At 73.9% G+C, this 21450-nt stretch carries 17 protein-coding genes; 5 read left to right on the top strand and 12 right to left on the bottom strand.

Translation table 11 applies throughout. The annotated features are described in order from the left end of the window. The 5 genes from IE311_RS28775 to IE311_RS28755 all read right to left on the bottom strand — a co-directional run. The coding region (locus IE311_RS28775) for a condensation domain-containing protein (protein WP_229902228.1) at positions 1-1485 on the bottom strand (1485 nt) is incomplete at its 3' end. A gap of 157 nt (positions 1486-1642) precedes the next feature. Further along, positions 1643-1960 (bottom strand): acyl carrier protein, encoded by a 318-nt coding sequence (locus tag IE311_RS28770; RefSeq protein ID WP_189834761.1) that lies wholly within the window; start codon positions 1958-1960, stop codon positions 1643-1645. A gap of 51 nt (positions 1961-2011) precedes the next feature. Continuing rightward, the gene (locus tag IE311_RS28765; protein WP_189834760.1) at positions 2012-2863 is read right to left on the bottom strand and encodes an acyl-CoA dehydrogenase family protein; all 852 of its coding nucleotides are present in this window, start codon (positions 2861-2863) and stop codon (positions 2012-2014) included. After that, positions 2860-4743 carry an acyl-CoA dehydrogenase family protein gene (locus IE311_RS28760; RefSeq protein ID WP_189834759.1) on the bottom strand — a complete coding sequence of 628 codons (1884 nt, stop codon included), beginning with the start codon at positions 4741-4743 and terminating at the stop codon, positions 2860-2862. The genes IE311_RS28765 and IE311_RS28760 overlap by 4 nt, the downstream gene beginning before the upstream one ends. Next, the gene (locus IE311_RS28755) at positions 4740-6542 is read right to left on the bottom strand and encodes a fatty acyl-AMP ligase (RefSeq protein WP_189834758.1); all 1803 of its coding nucleotides are present in this window, start codon (positions 6540-6542) and stop codon (positions 4740-4742) included. Before IE311_RS28755 ends, IE311_RS28760 begins: the two co-directional genes overlap by 4 nt. On the opposite strand from IE311_RS28755, the gene IE311_RS28750 reads away from it, so the two are divergent. The 5 genes from IE311_RS28750 (at position 6526) to IE311_RS28735 (ending at position 10724) form a co-directional block, all read left to right on the top strand. Continuing rightward, positions 6526-6687: a hypothetical protein gene (locus IE311_RS28750; protein WP_189834757.1), complete on the top strand. Its 162-nt coding sequence runs from the start codon at positions 6526-6528 to the stop codon at positions 6685-6687. The two genes, IE311_RS28755 and IE311_RS28750, sit on opposite strands and share 17 nt — an antisense overlap. 337 nt (positions 6688-7024) lie before the next feature. Continuing rightward, positions 7025-7462: a cobalamin B12-binding domain-containing protein gene (locus IE311_RS36900; RefSeq protein WP_229902227.1), complete on the top strand. Its 438-nt coding sequence runs from the start codon at positions 7025-7027 to the stop codon at positions 7460-7462. Continuing rightward, on the top strand, positions 7459-8868 hold the full coding sequence (locus IE311_RS28745; RefSeq protein WP_268257214.1) for a methylaspartate mutase: 1410 nt from the start codon (positions 7459-7461) through the stop codon (positions 8866-8868). The genes IE311_RS36900 and IE311_RS28745 overlap by 4 nt, the downstream gene beginning before the upstream one ends. Beyond that, the gene (locus IE311_RS28740) at positions 8865-9692 is read left to right on the top strand and encodes an ABC transporter permease (RefSeq protein ID WP_189834755.1); all 828 of its coding nucleotides are present in this window, start codon (positions 8865-8867) and stop codon (positions 9690-9692) included. Before IE311_RS28745 ends, IE311_RS28740 begins: the two co-directional genes overlap by 4 nt. An 81-nt stretch (positions 9693-9773) precedes the next feature. Next, positions 9774-10724, top strand: coding sequence for a TauD/TfdA family dioxygenase (locus IE311_RS28735; protein WP_189834754.1), 951 nt, complete (start codon positions 9774-9776; stop codon positions 10722-10724). A 77-nt stretch (positions 10725-10801) separates the two neighbouring features. Here the strand turns inward: IE311_RS28735 and IE311_RS28730 are convergent, their stop codons facing one another. From IE311_RS28730 to IE311_RS28700, 7 genes are all read right to left on the bottom strand, one after another. Then, a complete protein-coding gene (locus IE311_RS28730) occupies positions 10802-11806 on the bottom strand; it encodes a GHMP family kinase ATP-binding protein (RefSeq protein ID WP_229902226.1) in 1005 nt (334 codons plus the stop codon). Between the two features lie 11 nt (positions 11807-11817). Further along, complete coding sequence (locus IE311_RS28725) at positions 11818-15147, bottom strand: non-ribosomal peptide synthetase family protein (RefSeq protein WP_189834753.1); 3330 nt, start codon at positions 15145-15147, stop codon at positions 11818-11820. Continuing rightward, complete coding sequence (locus IE311_RS28720; RefSeq protein ID WP_189834752.1) at positions 15144-16526, bottom strand: ATP-grasp domain-containing protein; 1383 nt, start codon at positions 16524-16526, stop codon at positions 15144-15146. The genes IE311_RS28725 and IE311_RS28720 overlap by 4 nt, the downstream gene beginning before the upstream one ends. Next, positions 16523-18145, bottom strand: a complete 1623-nt coding sequence (argH, locus tag IE311_RS28715) for an argininosuccinate lyase (protein ID WP_189834751.1) — start codon at positions 18143-18145, stop codon at positions 16523-16525. Before argH ends, IE311_RS28720 begins: the two co-directional genes overlap by 4 nt. Continuing rightward, positions 18142-19218, bottom strand: a complete 1077-nt coding sequence (locus IE311_RS28710; protein ID WP_189834750.1) for a cysteine synthase family protein — start codon at positions 19216-19218, stop codon at positions 18142-18144. The genes argH and IE311_RS28710 overlap by 4 nt, the downstream gene beginning before the upstream one ends. 141 nt (positions 19219-19359) lie before the next feature. Beyond that, positions 19360-20313: an ATP-binding cassette domain-containing protein gene (locus tag IE311_RS28705; RefSeq protein WP_189834764.1), complete on the bottom strand. Its 954-nt coding sequence runs from the start codon at positions 20311-20313 to the stop codon at positions 19360-19362. 132 nt (positions 20314-20445) lie between these two features. Continuing rightward, positions 20446-21177, bottom strand: coding sequence for a response regulator transcription factor (locus tag IE311_RS28700; RefSeq protein ID WP_189834749.1), 732 nt, complete (start codon positions 21175-21177; stop codon positions 20446-20448). Positions 21178-21450: the final 273 nt, after the last annotated feature.

The raw sequence follows: 21450 nt of genomic DNA, 5'->3' as shown, positions 1-21450 counted from the left end.
CGTCCGCGCCACCTGCTCCGCGAACAACACCGGCAGCGACACGTCCCGCACATCACGGACCTCACCGTTCCACCCCACCAACACCCGCTCCCGCTCCTCCGGAGCCAGAACGTCCACGTCCCCCACCCGTTCGGCGGGGTCGGCGGCTATCCGCTCCAGGACGCGCACCAGGCGGTCCTGGTGGGCCTCGATCTCGCGGGCGTCGTAGAGGGCGGGGTCGGCGTCGAACTCGACGCGGATGCCCCCGCGCGAGGTGGCGGTGCCGTAGAAGTTGATCTTGAGGTCGTTGACGGGACCCGTGGAGAGCGGGTGCACATGGGCGGGGCTGTCGCCGAAGGCGAGTTCGCCGGCGAAGGCCATGACGTTCACGGTGGGGCCGAGACGGGCCTGACGGCCGCCGGACATGCCCAGCTCCCGGACGAGGTCCTCGCCGCGGAAGCGCTGGTGGCGGATGACGCCGGCGAGAGAGCGGGAGACCTCCGCGGTCAGTTCCGCGACCGTGCGGTCCGGGTCCGGCTGGACGCGGATGGGCAGCACATTGACGAGGGCGCTGGGCGTGGTCAGGCCGGTCCGTCCGGTGCGGCCCGCCAGCGGCAGCGCGAACGTGACGTCCGTACGGCCGGTCATGCGGTGGTAGAAGACGGCCGTGGCCGCGATGGCAAGGGCCGGCCACGGGACGCCGAGCCGCTCCGCGAGCGCGGTGAGCCGTTCGGCCAGGTCCTGCGGCAGCGCCCGGATCCGACGCAGGCTGCTGTGGGTGCTGCCGGCGGCGCGGTCCGCGAGGGAGAGAGGCTCCGGAACGTCCTGGAAGAGGTCGAGCCAGTGGGCGCGGTCCCGTTCCCTGCGACGCGAGCCCGCGTAGGAGCTCTCGTCGGCGACCAGTCGGTCGAGGGAGACGAAGGGCGTGGGGGCCGGGGTCTCCCCGGCCAGGAAGGCCCGGTAGAGGGCGGCGACCCTGGCCGTGTAGACGGTGTGGCCGAAACCGTCCAGGACCGCGTGGTGGTAGCGGTGGACGTAGAAGGAGCGGTCGTCGGCGAGGAGCAGCAGGGTCTGGGCGCTGAGCGGGCCCCGGGAGAGGTCGAAGGGCCGGGCCATCTCGGTGGCGGCCCAGCGGTGCGCCTCGGCCTCCGGGTCCGCCGTGCCGCGCAGGTCGACGACGCTCAGCGGCCGGTCCTCGGCCGGGGTGACCACCTGCCAGAGCTCCGGTCCTTCGCCGTCCCCGTCCCCGTCCCCGTCGGCGCCGGTGCCGTGGTCGGCGTCCGCGCCGGTGCCGTGGCCTTCGGCGAAGTACGACCGGAGGGCCTCGGTCTCCTCGACGCCCCGGTGGACCGCGCGGGCGAGGACGTCGACGTCCACGGGGCCGTCGATCTCGTAGTAGCCGCCGCAGTTGTAGAGGGGGCTGTCCGGCTGCAGTTGCTGGGCGACCCAGATGCCCAGCTGGGCGGCGGTGGTGGGTCGACGGAGCGTACGGGCGTCGTCGGACATGGACGAGCGGTCCTCTCGGGTCTGCGGAGTGGCGGCCTGCGGGGGGCGGGGGGGGCGGGGCCGGGCGGGAGATCAGGTGGAGGCTCAGGTGGGGGGGGATCGAGTGACGGGCCGGTGGGGCGCGGCCGGCGGCGGCCGGCGGGGCCCCGCGGCCCGGTCAGGCGTCCTGCACGGCCAGTTCTTCGATCAGTGCCTCGCTCAGCGCGTCGATCGTGGGGTTGTCCCACATGACGGTCGGGTCGAGGGAGATGTCGAGGTAGTCCTCCAGCTCGGCGGCGACGGCGAGCACGTAGAGGGAGTCGAGGCCGTAGTCGGAGAGCTTGACGGCGGGGTCGACGGTGTCGGCGGGCCGCTCCAGGTGGGCGGCGACACAGTCGACGAGCCAGGTGCGGAGGCTGTCGACGGTGTGGGTGTCGATGCCGAGACCGGCGTCGGCGACGTCGGTGGTGGCGGTGGCGATGTCTGTACCGGACATGGGTGCTCCTCGGGGAAGGTCGGAAGGGGGCCGCACAGGGGCGGGCGCGGCTCAGGGGCGGTCGGGGAGGGGCCTGCGCGTGTGGTCGAACGTCGTGCCCGCCTCGTAGCGGGCGACGAGCTCCTCGTACAGGCGTTCCTGTACGGCTCCGCCGGGCTGCGGGACCCGCCGGGAGCTGCCGGTGAGGGCGAGCCCGGGGGCGGCGGCGAGCAGGACCGGGTCGGCGGACCCGACGACGGCCGGGGCCGCGAGGAGCGCGGCGAGCGGGACGGGCTCCGGGTCCAGAACGGGCCGGTCGGCTCCGAAGAGCGCGCGCTGGGTCTCGTACAGGAGCCGCTGGAAGGAGGAGTGGGCGCCCTCGCGGATGTAGAAGCGCGAGCCCATCACGACCGACAGACGGTCCATGGCGCCCTGCAGGGCCCGGGGGGCGAGCGCCTCGGCCGCGTGGGCGAGGGCTCCGGGGCGGTCGGGCAGCGGCTCGGTGCCGCGTACGGCGAGGGTGGTGAGGGTGTCGCAGAGGAGGAGGTCGGCGTAGGCGCCGGCGAGCAGGGTGCGCAGGGCGGGCAGGTCGCTCGCCGGGGCACCGTAGAGGTGACGGCTCCGCAGGTGGCGCAGGGTGATCCGAAGCGCGGAGTCGAGGGCGCCGACGCTCGCGCCGACGACGGTGGCGGCCGGGGCGCCGGCCGGGGGCGCCGGGGCGAGGGCGGGCGAGCGGCGGTGGAGGGCGCGCAGTGCGTGCAGCACGGACTCCGGGTCGCCGTCGGGGAGGTGCCAGGGGGCCGCGTCGAAGGGGCGGCGGCCCTCGGCCGTGTCGACCAGGGCGTGGAAGCCGTGCGGGTTGGTGGCGTCGAAGGGGTCGCCGAGGGTCTCTTCCACGGTGTCGGCGAGGGTGGTGGTGATCACGAGGCGTTCGCCTCCAGGTGGTCGAGCAGCGAGACGAAGGTCCCGGGCGGGCCGTCGAGGAGCAGGTCGGTGAGCTCGTCGAGGACGTCGGTCTCGGCGGCGGTGACGGGTTCGCCGAGGTCGGTGAGGGCCTTGACGAGGCAGCCGCGCAGCCAGGTGGTGTCCGCCGCGGTGGTGGTCGTGCCGTGCAGCCAGAGGTGCAGGGCGCCGGCGGCGGCGAAGCAGAGTTCGTACCGTTCGGCGAGGTCGAAGGCCTCCCCCGGGACGGCCCGGGGGGTGAACCGGACGGTCGCCATGGCCTCGTGGAGGCGGTCGGTGGCGTCGAGGAGCCGTTCGGCGAGGGACAGCAGCGGGGCGAGGCTCCGGGCCGGGACCTCGTCCGCGGCCCGTGCCCGCAGTGCCTCGACGGCCGCCGGGAGGCCCGCGAGGACCGAGCAGCCGCTCGTGGAGAGGAGGCTGAGTCCGGCTGGGCGGAAGGGGCGCGGCGCGGTGTGCGGGGACGCGGCCTCGGCCAGTGCCTCCGCGTCGGCGCGGCCCTTGCGGTAGCCGCGGGCGATGCGCGGGAACTGCTCGATCAGGGCGTTGCGGTTGACCAGGCTGCTGCCGTCGAAGATGCCGATGATGCGGTGGTCGCGTTCGGCCTTGGCGAACTGTCCGTGCGGGTCGCCGGGGCCGAGGAGCCCGTGCGGGCCGAGCAGCTGCAGCAGCCGGGCGACGAGGGCGTCGACCTGGGCGGGGACGTACGCCTTGGCGACGGCGGAGATGACGCTCATCTCGCCGGTGAGGGAGTGCAGGGAGCGTACGGCGATCAGTCCGGTGGCCTCGGCGAGGAGGAGCCCGGCGGTGGCCTCGCCGAGTTCGCGCCGGATGTGCGGCTGTCGGGCGAGCGGGGCGTCGTGAGCACTCCCCGGGGCGTCACCGGGCCCGGCGTCGTGGTGCGTCGCCGCGAAGTCGGCCGCGAGGCGCAGGGCGTGGTCCCCCGCGCCGAGCGACATCGCGGCGCAGCAGGTGCGGGTGATGTGCAGGGCTTTGACGATGATCTCGACGCCCTGTCCGACGGCGCCGATGAGGGCGTCCTCGGGGAGGTGGGCCGCGTCGAAGGAGATGCCGCTGATGTCGGCGCCCCGGATGCCGTACGTGGGCACCTTGGGCAGGGAGGTCCAGGTGCCGGGTTCGAGGCGGGCCTTGTCGACGAGGAAGAGGCTGAAGCCGCGCGGGCCGCCCTCCTCGTCGGTGCGGGCGAGGACGGTCACGAGGCCGGCCCGGGTGACGTTGTTGATGAGCCACTTCTCGCCGTCGAGGAGCCAGCCGCCGCCGGGGGCGGGGCGGGCGGTGACCTCGCCGGAGAGCAGGTCGCTGCCGTGGTCGCGTTCGGTCAGGGCGCAGGAGACCACCTCGCCGTCGGCGATACGGCCGCCGAGCCGCCGGGCGGCCTCGTCGTCCCCGGCGATCCAGGTGGAGACGGCGCCGAGGTAGGTCTTGCCGTGGGCGGCGGCGACGGTGAGGTCGATGCGTGAGACGGCGCGGAGCAACCGCAGGACGACGGTGAAGTCGGCGAGGTCGCCGCCGTGTTCGGCGGGTACGTACGAGCGGGGCAGTCCGGCCTCGTCGAGGGCGCGGCAGGCCGCGGTGGGGAAGGCGTCGGCGGCGTCGAGGGCGGCGAGCTCCTCTGCGCCGAACGGGAGAGCGGGGCCGGTGAGTTCGCGCAGTCGCCGGGTGAACGCGTTCACGGAGCGGGTGGGGAGGTCCTGACCGGCCGCGGGGCCGGTGGCGGGGCCGCGACCGTCCGCGGGGCCGTCGGTGACGCGCTGCCCGTCGGCCGCTCCGGCACCGGCGTCCTGCCCGTCGACCGCTCCGGTCGGGAGTGCCGCGGTGGTCATACCGAGGCCTTTCCGGTGCCGGCGAGGGCCTCCTGGCCGACGGCGGGGGCCGGGCGCAGCAGGTTCTCCTGGTAGTCCGCGTAGGTGGGTTCCAGGGCGCCCGCGCGGAACAGTTCGCGCATCGCGGAGCGCTGGATCTTGCCGCTGGTGGTGCGGCGCACGCCGCCGGGCCGCAGCAGGAGGACGGCGCCGACGGGGGCGCCGAACTCGCGGGCGACGGTGAGGCGCATGTCGGCGGCGAGCGCGCGCAGCCGCTCCTCCTCCTTGATGCCGCGGACCTCGTGGGTGACGACGAGGACGTCCTCGTGGCCCGGGTCCTGTCCGGGGACGGCGAAGCAGGCGCCGACGAGGCTGCCCAGTTCGGTCTGCTGGGCGCGGAGTTCGTGCTCGATGTCCTGGGGGTAGAGGTTGCGGCCGCGGAGGATGAGGACGTCCTTGATGCGGCCGGTGATGAAGAGCTCGCCCTCGTGGAGGGTGCCGAGGTCGCCGGTGCGCAGGTGGCCGGTGATGCCGTCGGCGGTGGTCGCGCCGAACTCGGCGGCGTTGGTGGCCTCGCGGTTCCAGTAGCCGTGGCCGATGACGGGGCCGCGCAGCCAGATCTCGCCGACGCCGCCGTCCGGCAGGACGCGGTGGGTGTGGGGGTCGACGACGCGGAGTTCGGCACCGGTGACGACACCGCAGGAGGCGACGGGGCGGCCGGGCTCGCCGTCGGCGACGGGCCGGAACTCGTTGCGTTCGAGGGCTTCCACGTCGACCCGGCGGGCGCTGTGCGGGACGTCGAGGGCGCCGGAGACGAAGAGGGTGGCCTCGGCCATGCCGTAGCAGGGACTGAGGGTGTCCTGTCGCAGGCCGTACGCGGTGAAGCGCTCGCGGAAGGCGTCGAGGACGGAGGCGCGGACCGGCTCGGAGCCGTCGACGCCGAACCGCCAGCGCGAGAGGTCGAGGCCCGCGATCTGCTCGTCGGTGACGCGGCGGGTGCACAGTTCGTACGCGAAGTCGGGGGCGGCGGAGGTGTGGATGCCGAACCGGTCGATCATGTGCAGCCACAGATGGGGCCGCTTCAGGAAGGTGGAGGGGCTCATCAGGACGGTGCCGGCGCCGCTGAGGACGGGCGGCAGGATGATGCCCATCAGGCCCATGTCGTGGAAGTGCGGGATCCAGCCGCCGAGCGGGGTGTGCTCGTCGAGTCCGAGGACGCCGACGAGGTTCTCGCTGTTGTGCAGCAGGTTGCCGTGGGTGATCACGACACCCTTGGGGTCGCCTGTGGAGCCGGAGGTGTACTGGAGGACGGCGAGGGTGTCGTGGTCGGTGGCCGGCATGGTCCAGCCGTCGGGGGCGGGCCCGGCGCCGTCGTCGGTGACCAGCAGGGGAAGTCGGTCGAGTCCCTCCTCCCGGATCCAGCTCTCGACGTCGCCGCGGGTGACGGTGTCGGTGAGGATCGCGGCCGCGCCGGCGTCGTCGGCGATGCGCACGACCCGGTGCCGCTCGTGGCGGTACCGGCCGGGGAGCGAGGAGGGGACGGCGACGGCGCCGGCGTAGAGGCAGCCGAAGAAGGCGGTCAGGAAGGCGAGTCCGGCGGGGTAGAGCAGGACGACCCGGTCGCCCTGGCCGATGCCGGCGGCTCGCAGCCGCACGGCGATGCTCCGGGCCTCGGCGTCGAGTTCCGCGTAGCTGAGCCGGCTCGCGCCGTCCTCGCGGAGCGGGTCGGTGACGAAGGTCGCGGCGGTCCGGTCCGGGTCGCTCTGCGACCGCCCGACGAGAACTGCCGTGACACTGGGGGCGGTGACGATTGCCGCCATATTCGATGCCCTGCCCTTCGCGTTCGCTGATTCGTGCGCCGAATCGCTTGCCGAATCGCTTGCCGATTCGAAATTCCTGCCGCACCTGTCCGGCACGGCGGGATTCTTTCTAGCGATGTCGGCGAGGTGCGGGGAAGGCGCCTGACAGCAAACTGCACGGTGCGGCCACCGGGTCCGCGGCAGGGCCCGGATTGACCGCCCGGGCTCCGTCACGACCCCTCGCGGGGGTCCAGTACCGGCCATCCGGAGGCCCGTTGGGGCAGGCCCACGGCCAGTAGAGTCGGTGCGCGGGGGTCTGTCCGTGGCTGATCCACCGGACAGGGCCCCGGGCCGGCGGGCCGCTTCGCGGGCGAATTCCCGGGGCCCTGCCGCCGTTTCCCGTATTCCTTCCAATCCGCCGAGCGATCGGCGTACCGGTCCTGACGCCGGAATACGCCGGCGCTCCAGAGACCGGATGTCCCATGAATTCCACACCTGGCCCCATGAATTTCTCACATGCCGGTGCGGCGCCTTCCGTGCTGCTGACCGGAACGTCATCCGACGCCCACACCTGGAATCTGGTCTATCTCCAGCTCGTCCTGGAGGAGATCGGCCACACCGTGGCGAACCTCGGGCCCTGCCCACCGGACGAGCTCGTGGTGCGCTCCTGCCTCGACCTGCGTCCCGGACTCGTGGTGGTGAGCAGTGTCAACGGACACGGCTTCAACGACGGGCTGCGGCTGATCCGCGCGCTGCGGGCGGATCCCGAGCTGGCCGGTACGACCGTCGTCATCGGCGGGAAGCTGGTGACCGACGGTCTGCGCAACGTGGGCATGGTCCGCCGGCTGACCGCCGCCGGATACGACCGGGTCTTCGACGACGGGGAGCTCGCCGACTTCCGGGCGATGGCGGCCCGGTCGCCGTACCGAGCCGTGTCGTGACGACGGCGCCCCCGTCCGCGGGGTCACCCGGCGCCCCGGCCGCAGGCTCCGCGAGTTTCGGCGCGTTCGTCGCCCGGGCGTACGCGCGGGGCGAGCTGGTCGTGCAGCCGAGGATGGGGTTCGGCGACCCCGGGCTCATGCGTGAGGGGCTCGAACGCACCCGGGCCGCCGAGGCCGTGACCGTCGGCACCCTGACCCTCGACAGCTACACCCGGGTCAACGACCTTCCCGCCGCCCGGCGGGCCGTCGCGGAGGGGGTGCCGCTCAACGGCTATCCCCTCTGCACCCACTCCCCCGCCGTGTCCCGGGACCTCCTGGACGGGGTCCACGGCCCCCGCTTCCCCGTGCAGGTCCGGCACGGTTCGCCGAAGCCCGAGCACATCGTGGCGGCCCTGCTGTCGGTGGGGCTCGACGCGACCGAGGGCGGCCCCGTCTCGTACTGCCTGCCCTACGGCCGTACCCGGCTCGACGAGGCGGTCGCCAGCTGGCGCACCGCCTGCGCGATGCTCGCCGCGGCGGGCGGAACGACGCCGGACGGAAGGACGGCCGGCGGAGGGACCGCCGCCGGGAGAGCGGCGGACCGGTGGCGGGCGGACCCGAGGCCGGCGGACGACGAGCCGGCCTCCCCGGGCGACCCGGTCCGGCTGCCGCACCTCGAAAGCTTCGGCGGCTGCATGCTGGGGCAGCTGTGCCCGCCGTCGATGCTGGTGGCGATCAGTGTCCTGGAGGGCGTCTTCTTCGCCCGGCACGGGCTGCGCAGCATCTCCCTGAGCTACGCCCAGCAGACCAGCCCGGCCCAGGACCTGGAGGCGATGGCGGCGCTGCGGGCGCTCTCCGACGAGCTGCTCCCGGACATCGACCGCCATCTCGTCGTCTACGCCTACATGGGCGTGTACCCCACGACCCGCTCCGGGGCGCTGTCGCTCCTGGAGGCCGCCGCGCGGCTGGCGGTGGAGTCGGGCGCGGCACGGCTCATCGTGAAGACGGCCGCCGAGGCGCACCGTATCCCGACGATCGCCGACAACGTCGAGGCCCTGGAGACGGCGGCGCGGGCCGCGCGGTCGGCCGTCCGCAGGCCGCCCGTCGCGTCCGACCTCGACACCGAGGTGTACGCGGAGGCCCGCGCGCTCGTCCACACCGTGCTCGGGCTCCACGAGGACATCGGCGAGGCGCTGTTGCTCGCCTTCCGGCAGGGGCTGCTCGACATCCCGTTCTGTCTGCACCCGGACAACGCCGGCCTGGCCCGGAGCTTCATCGACTCCGACGGGCGGCTGCGCTGGTCGGACACCGGGCGGCTGCCGCTGCCCGTCACGGCGGTGGCGGCCGCCCGGAAGCTGACCTCCGCCGATCTGCTGACCGCGCTGACCCGTGTCCAGAGGACCTACGACCCAGGAGGCATCCGATGACCGTCCCGACCCCGCTGCCGCACCGCCCGGCCGGCGCGCTCTGGCAGGGCAGCAGCGCTCCGGCGCAGCTGTTCATCCTCACCGGCCGTTCGGTGCGCGCGCATCTGACCCATCGCAGGGCGATGGTGCTCAGCATGCTCCAGCCGGTGTTCATGCTGCTGCTGCTCAGCCAGGTCTTCGGCAGCATCGTCGACCGGGGGCATCTTCCGGCGGGCGTGGGCTACATCGACTATCTGCTTCCGGCGCTGCTGGTGACCACCGGCATCGGTCCCGCGGTGGCCTCGGGCATCGGTCTGGTGCGGGACATGGACAACGGGGCGGTGGCCCGGCTGCGTACGCTGCCGATCCACGCCCCGCTGCTGCTCATCGCCCGCAGCTTCGCCGATCTGCTGCGTACGGCCGTCCAGTTGGTGATCCTGCTGGTGGTGGCCGTGGTGCTGCTCGACGCCGATCCGGCGGGCGGGCCGCTCGGTCTGCTGGCGGCGCTGCTGCTCACCTGCGCGGTGGTCTGGGCGATGACGTGGATCTTCCTGGCGCTCGCGGCCTGGCTGCGGAACGCCGAGGCGATGCAGAGCGCCGGGTATCTGGTGACGTTCCCGCTGATGTTCGCGTCCAGCGCGTTCGTGCCGGTGGACCGGCTGCCGGGCTGGCTCCAGCTGCTCGCGCGGCTCAACCCGCTGTCGTACGCGATGGACGCGGCGCGGGCGCTCGCCCTGGATCTGCCGCTGGGCACCCAGGTGTGGGCGGCGCTCGGCACGAGTCTGCTGGTGGCGGTCGTCGGTTCGGCCGCGGCCGTCCGGGCGTTCCAACGCCCGGTGGTCTGACCCGCCCCCGTCCCGGCGGCCGCCCACCCTTCCCCTTCCGTTCCCCCGCATCCGAACCCTTCACGAAACGGAGAGCACACCATGACCGAAGTGCGCACCGACTCCCCCACCCGTCCGGACCTGGCGCCCCCGCCCGGCGCCGACCCCGCCGCATGGGCGGCGGAGCACCGCGGCGAGATCCGGGAGCTGGTGGCCGTGCACGGTTCCGTCCTCGTCCGGGGGCTGGGACTGGACGGGCGCGAGCGGGCCGCCGCGACCGTCGCCGCCGTCCTCGGCGAGGAGGGCATGGCGGAGCGGGAGGGCTTCGCCCCGCGCGACGCCCTCGGGCCGACGGGTGTCTACTCGTCCTCGCACTGGCCGGCGGACCAGCCCATGTGCATGCACCACGAACTGAGTTACGCGGCCCGCGCCCCCCGGCTGCTCGCCTTCGCCTGTGTCACGCCTCCCGCCTCCGGCGGGGTGACGGCTCTCGCGGACGCGCGCGCCGTGCTGGCGGATCTGCCGGCCGAGCTGGTGGAGCGGTTCGAGCGGGAGGGCTGGCGGCTGACCCGTCACTACAACCCGTTCGTCGGCATCGGCTGGCAGGACGCCTTCGGCGGCGCGGACCGCGACGAGGTCGAGCGGTACTGCGCCGAGAACGGCGTCGAGACCCACTGGGACGCGGACGGGGGGCTGCGGACGGTGCAGACCCGGCCGGCGGTCGTCGCCCATCCCGGGACGGGCGAGCGCTGCTGGTTCAACCAGATCGCGTTCCTCAACGAGTGGACGATGGCCCCCGAGGTACGGGAGTTCCTGACGGCCGAGTTCGGGCCCGAGGGGCTGCCGTTCAACACCTTCTACGGCGACGGCACCCCGCTGGACCGGGCGACGGTGGACCTGGTGAACGAGGTGTACGAGCGGCACACGGTCCGTGAGCCGTGGCGGCGCGGTGATCTGCTGGTGGTCGACAACGTGCGTACGGCGCACAGCCGTGAGCCGTACCGCGGCGAGCGGGAGATCGTCGTCGGCCTCGGCGAACCGTTCCGCCCCTGACGCCCGCGGCTCCGCACGAGGAAGGGCCGCACCCGGTGTCCGGGTGCGGCCCTTCCTCGTTGCTGTGCCGGGGACGGTCAGTCGAAGCTCAGCGTGCGGTACACGGTGACGTTGCCGACGAGTTCCTGGCAGGCCTGGGCGGCCGCGGCGAGCTGCGCCGGGCAGTCCGGCGACGCCGTGTCGAGCAGGATGCCGAGCGTGGTGCCGCTGTGGCCGACGACGACGCCGAGCCCGCCGACCTCACGGCAGATGTCCGTCATGCCGTCCAGGGACCACTTGTGGCGCAGGACCTGGTTCATCCGGGCGCTGGCGGTCGCGACCCGGCCGACCTCGGCGAGGTCGCGGCGGGCGATCGCGTCGGTGATCCGGTCGAGGAGCCGGGCGTACTCCCGCTTGTCGGCGACCGTGAACGGCTTGGGGATGCTGTTGAAGGCGACCGTGTCCACGGCGCCGCCCTCGTCGGCGCTCACCACCGCCATGGACGGCAGCGAGCCGAGCACGGCCCGCAGCCGCACGGTGCGGTGGTGGAAGGCGACGATCGAGGAGTAGAGCACCCCGTCCGTCGGTTCGATCCTGGCGAGGTACGCCTCGATCCGGCGCGGCGGCATGGCCTCGTCCAGGGCGTTGGCGACGGCCCGGGCGGTGGCCACGAGGTCGGCCGAGGAGCTGGCGAGGCCCTTGCCCTCGGGCAGGCTGCTGTGGATCTTCAGGAGGCCGCCGGCGGGCAGCCCCGCGTCCTCCATGATCATCGAGGTGAGGGCGAGGGCCTTCTTCTTGTGCGGCGGCCAGACCTGGAGCACGTCGGTGCCGGGGTCGGGTTCGAAGCGGGCCATGGCCCAGCGGGCGACGGGCAGGGTGACGAGGAAGTCCCCGTTCTCCTCGGGGAGGACCCCCTGGAGCAGCTCGCCGAAGGTCCCGAAGGCCGTACTGACCCCGGTGGTGACCGCCCCGCGGCCGAGCCGGGAGCCGATCGCCCCGGGTGCGACGATCGCGGACACGGCCCCGGCGGCTCCGGGGCCCTCCTCCTCGGTGACCGTCGCGGGGTGCGCGGCCGGGGTGAGCAGGTCGGTTGTGGTCGTCACGTGACTCCCTCCTAGTCCTGTCGCCCGGACGGCGTGCAGGCGGCGCGCACCACGTCGGCGGTCTCGGCAGGGCGGGTGCTGATGAAGTAGTGGCCGCCCTGGGCGAGTTCGCGCAGGGTGATCCGGTCGGACACGGCCTTCCAGTCGCCGTGCGTGGCGGCGTACCCGTCGGTGGTGGGGTCGTCGACGGCGACGACGACCTCCACCGGCGCGTCGATCCGGTACCGCTCGCCGTCCTCGCGGATGCGGGCGAGATGGCGGTCGGAGGTGACGACGTCGTGCCGGTAGGCGCGGCCGACGACCTCGGCGCGCTCGGGCTTGAGGGCGTCGAGTTCCACGTACGCGTTGTCGGCGCGCAGCCGGGCGAGCAGCGTGGCGGTGTCGGCCGCCGAGGTCTCGGCGATCTCGGCGCGCAGCTCCTCGGTGTCGGGGAGCAGCAGCGCCCCGAGGAAGACCCGCTCGGCGGGGCGGCCGGCCTCCTCCAGGAGGCGGGCGGTCTCCAGGGCCGCGGCGGCGCCCGCGCAGTGGCCCCAGATGAGGACGGGAGTGTTCACGCGTTCGATGATCTCGTCCGTGATCCGCCGGGCGAGCTCGGGGACGTCCGGCATCTCCTCCGCGGCGCCGCTGAAGTCGTGGCCGGGGAGTTCGACGGCCTCGACGGCGAAGCCGTCCCGTTCCAGTTCGGCGGCGAGGGAACGGTAGTTGACCGCGTTGCCGCCGGCGTAGGGGAAGCAGACGAGGGTGTGGTGGGGGGCGCGGGCGGCGGACAGCGGCTGGAGGAGGCCGGTGGCCGCCGGGGCCGCGCCGCCGCGGCCGCGCTCGTCGAGGGCCGCGGCCAGGTCGGCGAGGGCGGGCCTGGCGACGAGGTCCTTGAGGGACAGGGCACGGTCGAGGCGGACCAGGAGCCGTACGGCGGCGAGGGAGGTGCCGCCGAGGTCGAAGAAGTTGTCGGAGCGCCCGATGCGTTCGAGGGGAACGCCGAGGACCTCGGCCCAGAGCATGGCGAGGCGCTGCTCGGCGGGGGTGACGGGGGCGGTGTACGGGGCGCCGCCGTGGCCGAGGGTCCCGGCGAGCCGGACGAGGGACTTCTTGTCGATCTTGCCGTTCTCGGTGAGCGGCAGGCGCTCCATCTGGTGGAAGTAGGTGGGCACCATGTAGTCGGGGAGCAGGGTGGCGAGGAAGTCCCGGACGCGGCCGGCCGGCAGGTCCTCCTGGCCCGCGAAGAAGGCGACGAGGTTGCGCAGGTCGCCCGCCCCGCCGTCGATGACGACGGCGGCCTCGTGGACCCCGGGCATGCTGAGGAGCTTGTTCTCGATCTCCCCGATCTCGATGCGGAAGCCGCGGATCTTGACCTGCTCGTCCCGGCGGCCCAGGTACTCGATGCGGCCCTCGGGCAGCCAGCGTCCGAAGTCGCCGGTGCGGTACATGCGGGTGTTGGCCCGGAACGGGTCGGCGACGAAGGCCTGGCGGGTGCGTTCCTCGTCGTTGATGTAGCCGCGTCCGACGCAGATGCCGGAGAAGGCGATCTCGCCGGGCGAGCCGAGCGGCACGAGCGCCAGGTTCTCGTCGAGGATGTAGGTGTTGACGTTGCGCAGGGAGCGGCCGACGGTCACGAAGTCCCGTTCGGGCAGCCCGTCGAGGACCTCGTGCATGGTGTCGTCGGAGACCTCGGTGGCACCGTAGGCGTTGACGAGCTTGACGTCCGGGTGGGCGGCGAACCAGCGCTGCACCAGCTCGTACTTGAGCGCCTCGCCGGTGACCGAGATGGTGCGCAGGCCGCCGAGCGGACGCGGGTGGTGCTCCAGATGGGTCAGGAGCACCTCCAGGTAGGAGGGGACGATCTGGACGACGGCGACCGCGCCGTCGGTGATCTCGTCGAGGAAGGCGTCGACGTCGAGCTGGGTGTCGGTGTCGATGATCCGTACCGCGCCGCCGACGAGCAGGGGCGCGGTGAACTGCCACAGGGAGATGTCGAAGCACTGGGAGGCGGTCTGGGTGACGACCTCCCCGGCGGCGATCTCCATGTCCTCGATCTTCATGTACAGGTGGTTGAGCATGCCGACGTGCTCGCACAGGGCGCCCTTGGGGGCGCCGGTGGAGCCGGAGGTGAAGTAGATGTACGCGGCCTGCCCGGGGTCCACGGTGACGGCGACCGGGCCGGTGGCTGCTCCCGGCCGGCTCAGGATCTCCGGTACGGAGAGGGCGACGGGCGCGTCCGTGACGGCGTCGGACGCCTCGCGTACGAGGGTTTCGGCGCCGGGCGCGAGGAGCGCGAAACGGCAGGCGCTGCGCTCGAACTGGGTCGCGACCCGCTCGGTGGGGAAGTCGGGGCGGACCGGCAGGTAGACGGCGCCGGCCTTGAACACGCCCAGGGCGGCGGCGATCCAGTCGAGGGTGCGGTCCATGACGACGGCGACGACGTCCTCGGCGGCGGCGCCCGCCTCGACGAGGGCGTGCGCCACACGGTCGGCGCGCTCGTCGAGCTCCCGGTACGTCCACCGCACCCCGCCGTGCTCGGCGGCGAGCGCGTCGGGGGTGGCCCGCGCCTGCTCCTCGAAGAGCTCGTGGAAGGTGCGGTCGGGCAGCTCCGCGCGGGGTCCCGCGAGGCCGTACAGCTGCTTCTCGGTCTCGCGCTCCGAGAGGAGGCTCTGCCGGTCGTGCCGGTCGGCGGGGTCGGCGGCGAGGTGCCGCAGCGCGGCGAGGTGGTATCCGGCGAGGCGGTGGGCGTGGTACTCGTCGAGCGCGGCCCGGTCGTGGAGGATCCGCAGGGCGAGTCCGTACTCGTCGCGGCTCCAGACGACGCGCAGGACGGTGCCGTCGGCGAACACGGGGGCGGCGCCGGGGTCGTCGGTCCCCTCGGCGGTGCGGGTGCTCGCGCCCTCCGTGGTCCGTGTGCCGTCCGTGTCCTCCGGGGCGTCGGTGAGTCCCGACAGGTCCAGGACGACCTCGGGGCGCGCGTCGGCGGGCGGGGCCGACCGCGTCTCCGGGTCCGCCGGGTTCCGGGTGGCCTCCGGCGCGGCGGCGGCGTGCTCCACCAGTTCCGCCCAGGTCGAGTTCGCCACGTGCAGTCGCAGCGGCAGGACCTCGCCGGTGCCGTCGTGCGCGACGTGGCCGACGAGCAGGTCCCGCTCGGCCGTCACCGTGGCGAGGACCCGGGCGTGGGCGGCGGTCAGGAGGGCCGCCAGGTCCGTGCCGAGCTCGGCGGCCCGGCGGGCGAGGGCCCGGCCGAGGTCCTCGGCGAGCCGCGTGCCGTGCACGTCGGTGCCGGTCTCCCCGGCGGACGGCGCGGTCCACCGCGGAATCCTGGTGTACGCCTGCTGGTTGTTCGCGTGCTCGGTCATCGGCCCCCGACTCCTTCTTCCGGCTCTGCCGGCTCCTCCAGCTCGATCCTGATGAGGCGTGCGGCCGCTGCCGCGCGCTGTGCGGCCTGCGCCGCGTCCGCTCCGGTGGCGACCACACAGGCCAGCCGGTCCTGGAACGAGTGCGTGATGCCGACGGTCCGCCCGGGGGCGGTGGCGACGGTGGCCGCGACCACCCCGTCGGCCGCCCGGGCGTCGGCGAGCCCGTCGACCGCGGTGACCAGTCCTTCGCGTGCGGCGGGCAGGAACCGGATGGCGGCGTGTCCGCCGCGGTCCGTCCGCCCGCCGTCCGTCCGGTCCGTGGCGCCCCCGGCCGGGGGCGCCGCACCGTCCGCCGGGGCCGTGGCACCCACCGTGGTGCGGGGCGGCAGCCCGGCCGCGCGCGCGACGACCGCGTCGACGAGGTCGGTGCCGAGGGCGGCCCGGACGGCGACGGGGATCATGCCGCCGGCCAGCCGCGGGTTGACCTCGATGATCACCGGTCCGGTGTCGGTGAGGCGCAGTTCGGTGTGGGCGGCGCCCCAGCCGAGGCCGAGGGCGGCCAGCGCCCGGAGCGCGACCGCGCCCAGCGCCGCCGTGTCGGCGGCCGGGACCGGCGCCGGTACGTCGTGTCCGGTCTCGACGAAGTACGGCTCGGGTCCGGTGTGTTTGGCGACGACGGTCACCACGGTGTCGTCGAAGGTCTCCACGGAGAACTCGGGGCCCTGGACGGCCGCCTCGACGAGAAGCCGGGCGGTGACGGGGCTGCCGCGCTCGTCGGTGCCCCGGTCGAGCAGCCGCTCGGCCCAGGCCCGGGTCTCGGCGGCGTCCCGGCAGAGCCGTACCCCGATCGATCCGGAGCCGCTGACGGGCTTGAGGACGACGGGGTGACCGATCGCCTCGGCCGCCCGTACGGCCTCCTCCGGCAGGCCGGCGGAGGCGAAGGCGGGCACGGGCACGCCGCCGGCGGCGAGGAGCTCGCGCTGCCGCTCCTTGTCGCGGCAGCGGGCGACGGCGTCGCCGTCGGCCGCGGGGAGTCCGAGCTTGGCGGCGACGCGGGCGGCGGCGGCCACGAAGTACTCGGAGCTGGACGCGATGCCCGCGAGACCGGCCTCGCCGTCGGCGAGTTCGGCGCAGCGGTCGAGGACGGCGACCGGGTCGGCGCTGTCGAGGACCAGGGTGTCGATGCCGTCCTCGACCACATAGGGGTAGCGGTCGGGGTCCCGGGTCAGCAGGACGGGACGGAGTCCGCGGGCGCGAGCCGCCGCACAGAACTCCCGCCCCGTGCCTGTGGTGTTGCTCTCCAGAAAGGCGAACCAAGCCCCGGTCGGGGCCTGTTCGTCATGCCCGTCCGGAGGATCGGGTCTGCGGGTCGCGCTCACGGCGCACTCTCCGTTCTCTCGAATACGGCATGCACATCGGCGGGGACGGAGACGACGGCGGAGAGGGCGCTCTCGGCGGCGGCGTCGCCCGGGACGGCCTCCTCGGCAGCGGCGCCGGTGCCGGCATCCGCCGTGGCGGCGGCGCCCACGGCCCCGCCCGTGGCGACGAGGGCGCCGACGGCCTCGTCGAGGAGCCGGTCCGCCCGGGCCGCCCGGTCGCGGTGGGCCGCGAGCCGCCGACCGTGCGCGGTCAGCCGGTCGGTGAGGACATGGACGGTCCGGTCGCACTCGCCGGGCCCGCCGCCCCGGTCGTGGGAGTCGACGACCTCTCCCAGCGTGGGGAGTTCGGTGGCCGACGGGCCCGCCCCGGCGACCTCGCCGAGATCCGGCGCGGAGATCGTGGTGAGTTCGGTGGCCCCGGATTCGACCGCCACCCGGACGGCCTCGCCGACGACGTGGTGGGCGGTGCGGAACGGTACCCCCTGGGCCACCAGCCGGTTGGCGATGACGGTGGCGGTGACGAAGCCCTCTCTGGCCCGCTGCTCCATGCGCGCCGGAACCGGCCGGGCCCCGCTGACGAGCGGCTGGGTGAGCAGGACGGAGTCCCGTACGGCGGCGAGCGCGGGCCAGCCCGCGCCGACGGCCTCGGTGCCGACCTCGATGGAGTTGGTGAACGGCGTCGACTTCATGGCGGCCGCCGAGGCCGTCCAGGCGCCGACCGCGAGCGCGGCCTTCGCCTTGACGTGCTCCAGGAGGAAGGCGTTGCGCTTCTGCGGCATCGCGGAGCTGCCGCCGACGAGCCGCTCGGGGAACTCCACGAACCCGAACTCCTGGGTGCTCCACAGCTGGAGGTCGGTCGCGAGTCGGCTGAGCGTGAGGGCCGCCGACGCGGCCGCCGCCACGGCCCGCAGCATCGTGTCGCGGGCGGCCACGGCGTCGGTGGCGTGCAGCGGGCCGTGCGGGAAGCCGAGGAGGGCGGCGGTGCGGTCCGGGTCGATGGGCAGGTCGGTGCCGGCCACCGCGCCGGCGCCGAGGGGGCACCGGTCGAGGTGGTCGAGGACGTGCCCGAGGGCGTCGATGTCCCGGTCGAGGGCGGTGGCGATGCCGGCCAGGTAGTAGCCGTAGCTGACGGGCATCGCGGGCTGGAAGTGGGTGTAGACGGGCATGACGACGGAGCGGTGGGCTCGGGCCCGGGAGAGCAGCACCGCCTGGAGCCGCAGCACCTCGCCGAGGAGGTCGGTGAGTTCGGCGCGGAGCCGGAGCGCGGTGATGGTGGCCTTGATGTCGTTGCGGGAGCGGCCGGTGTGGAGCTTTCCGCCGATCTCCGCGCCGAGTTCGGCGACCAGATGGCCCTCGTACATGAGGTAGAGGCCGCGAGGGGCCGGCAGGTCGTGGAGGGCTCCGAAGCCGTCGGCCCGCAGCGCGGTGATGCGGCGCAGCAGGGCGGCGGCCGCCTCGCGGGGCAGCAGTCCGCGTTCGGTGAGCATCACCACGTGGGCCAGGTCGACGGTGGTGGTGGCGCCGAGTTCCTGGCGGATGTCCTCGGGGCCGGACTCGCCGTACACGACCCGCCGGGTGCGGGGGCCGAGGGTGCCGGTGAGGCGTCCGGTGCCGCTCACGAGAGGGCCCGCTCGGGGAGCGCCCTGTCGGTGCGCGGGACGGCGCCGGACACGTCGTCGTAGGCGCGGCGGTCCCAGGCGAAGCGGGCCCAGCGCTCTCCCGCGTCGGCGGGGGAGGTGACGGTGACCGGCTCGGTGGGCGGGCCGTCGAGGCGCAGGCCGTTGTCGGTGAGCCAGGCGTCGTCGTAGACGGTGGCCTGGTAGCGGTAGCCCTCGTCGGGCAGCATCACGACGCACAGCTCGTCGGGGTGCTGATCGGCCCACCACTGGGCGACGAGGTGGGCGGCGCCGCTGGTCGGTCCCTGGAAGAGGGCGTGGCGGGCGTGCAGCGAGCGGGTCTGGGCGTAGGCCTCGGCGGCCGAGCACCAGTGGATCTCGTCGAAGACCCCGTGGTCGAGGTTGGCGGGCCAGAGGCTGTTGCCGAGGCCGCGCAGCCCGCGGGGCCCGTCGGGCTGGCCGAAGAGGACGCTGCGGTGGCTGTCGACGCCGATGGCACGGGTGCCGGGGGTGTGTTCGCGCAACCCGCGGACGGTGCCGCACATGGAGCCGCCGGAGCCGACGGGTCCGACGAGGCAGTCGACGTCCCCGAGGGTGCGGTGGAGCATCTCGGCGACGACGCCGTAGGAGCGCGGGTTGTCGGGGTTGCTGTACTGCTCCGGGCAGAAGGTGTCGGGGAGTTCGGCGCGGATCTCGGCGAGGCGGCGCAGCCGCGCCTCCTGGAAGCCGCCGACGGCCGCGGGCTCGTGGCAGATCTCGACGCGGGCGCCGAGGTCGGTGAGCCGGCGGTACAGGTTGGGGTCGATCGCCGGGTCGCTGACCAGGATCAGCTCCCGTTCCATGAGGGCGCACTGCATCGCGAGGGCGAGGCCGAAGGTGCCGGAGGTGGTCTCGACGACGACGGTGTCGTCGCCGAGTTCACCGCGCCGGTCGGCGCTCTGGAGGATGTAGTGGGCCGGGAGCAGCTTCATCAGGGTGAAGACGGCTCCGTAGAGGTTGGGGCCGAGGCGGACGAGGCGCGGGATCATCTGCGCCTCCGTGATCGAGGGGTACGTCGCGGTGGTCACCGTCGTCATGGGAGCTCCCAGGGGATGTGGCGCGGGCCGGCGTGCCAGGTCCCGAATCCGGGGGCGGGCCGACGTGGCCGGGGGGTCGGGTCGAGATCTGGTAGAGGATCCAGAGGTTCATGGGGCGGCGGCCTCCCGGCCGTGGCGGCGTCAGGAAGGAACGGGGACGCCGGGCCGGGGAGCCGTGGTGTGTTCGGCCAGGGCGAGGTACACGTCGTCGAGGGTCGGCTCGATGAGGGAGATCTCCGTGATGCCGACGCCCGCCTCGTCGAGGGCGCGGACGACCTCGGCGAGGGCGGCGGAGGCCCGTACGGGCACGAGGACCGTGCCGTCGGGTTCGCCGGTACGGCAGTCGAGACCGGCCCGGCGCAGTGCCTCGGTGGCGGCCGCCTGATGTCCGGGGTCGGCGAGCTGGGCGCGGACGCTGGCGCCGCCGAGCCGTGCCTTGAGCTCGGCCACGGTTCCGTCGGCGATGGTCCGGCCCTGCCCGAGCACGATGACCCGGTCGGCGAGCTGTTCGGCCTCCTCCAGGTACTGCGTGGTGAGCAGGACCGTGGTGCCCTCGGCGACCCGGGCGCGGACGAGGTCCCAGAGGGCGCCGCGGCTCACCGGGTCGAGTCCGGTGGTGGGTTCGTCGAGGAAGAGCACCTGGGGGTCGCCGACGAAGCTGCTGGCGAGGTCGAGACGGCGGCGCATGCCTCCGGAGTACGTGCCGGCGGGGCGGCCGCCGGCGGCGGTGAGGCTGAACGCGTCGAGGAGTTCGTCGGCCCGGCGGCGGGCCTCGGCACGGTTGGCGCCGAGGAGCCGGGCGACGAGGATCAGGTTGTCCCGGCCGGTGAGGCCCTCGTCGACGGCGGCGAACTGACCGGTGAGGCCGATGCGCCGGCGTACTTCGCGGGCCTCGCGCACCACGTCGTGCCCGGCGACGCGGGCGGTGCCCGAGGTGGGGGGCAGGGCGGTCGCGAGAATGCTCACCAGGGTGCTCTTTCCCGCGCCGTTGTGCCCGAGGAGACAGAGCACCTCCCCTTTTCCAATACGGAAGCTGACTCCTCCGAGTGCCTGCGTGCTGCCAAAGGACCGGCTGATTTCCATCGCTTCGATCATCACGCTGTTCACCGGATGTCATTCCTCGCAGAGAGCGGTTGGATACGGAATGGAGATGCCTCCGAATTCCTACATTCCCCGGCCTTTGCGCGGCAAGGAGCGTTACAGCAAGCTGCCATTCGGCCCGTGGGTTCAGCCGGCGGCGCGGGCCGGGCGTTCCGCCGTGACGGGCGGCAGCAGTCCGAGTTCGACGGCGCGGGCGCCCGCCTGGAAGCGCGAGTTCGCGCCGAGCTCGCGGGTGATCTCGGCGACGTTCCTCCGGTAGGTGCGCACGGACATGCCGAGCTCCCGGGCGGCGACCTCGTCGGTCCGTCCGGAGCTGAGGGCGAGCAGGATGCGGCGGGCGACGTCACTGCGGGTGCGGTCGCTCAGCCGGCGGTGGTCGGAGAGCGGCGCGCTGCCGTTCCAGGAGGCCGTGAAGAGGGTGCGCAGATTGCGCAGGACGGCCGGGGAACGCATCAGGACGGCCTCGCGGGTCGGCCCGTTGGTGCGCGACCACACCACGCTGACCAGGCCGTCCGAGAGAACGGTGTCCTGGAGGGGCGCGCCGACGAGCCGGACGTCGACCCCGGGCGCGTACTTGTCGAGGCGCTCCAGGAGCAGGCGGTTCTCGAGGATGCTGATCCGGGCGAGGAGTTTGACGTCGACACCGCGGGCGGCGGCCCGGCCGAGGGCGGCGACGAGCCGTGCGGTCTCCTCGTCGTGGTGGCCGGAGAGGGCGACGGCGAGGGACCGGGCGGCGGAGCCGACCACGCGCTCGGCGGTCTCGGTGCCCTCGTCGGGTTCGAGGGCGGTCAGCAGCCGGCCTTCGGTGCGGTGCCGGTCGACGGCGGTCTCGACGAGGCGGCGCGCTTCGAGAAGCATGCGCTCTATCTCACCGTCGGACATTCCGCGGCCGGTGACGTCACCGCCGGGTATCTGGTTGCCGCCGATTCCCCTGGGTGCGGGAATGACAGCCTTGGGATCATTGACAGAAATACTCGGCACAGCTCCCCCTGATGTTTGAGTTCATCCGCAACGAGGGCCACATTAGGAGTGGCTTTCCCGGCGGGTCAAACAGTTGCAGGACGGAGCAAACGACTGGTGCGGGAGGGCGCGGGGCGCCGGGTGTCGTGGCGAGGAGGGGCCGGCGCGGGG

The sequence above is a fragment of the Streptomyces zaomyceticus genome, from assembly GCF_014656215.1.
GTDB lineage: Bacteria > Actinomycetota > Actinomycetes > Streptomycetales > Streptomycetaceae > Streptomyces > Streptomyces zaomyceticus.
This window is presented reverse-complemented; position numbering and strand designations above follow the sequence as displayed.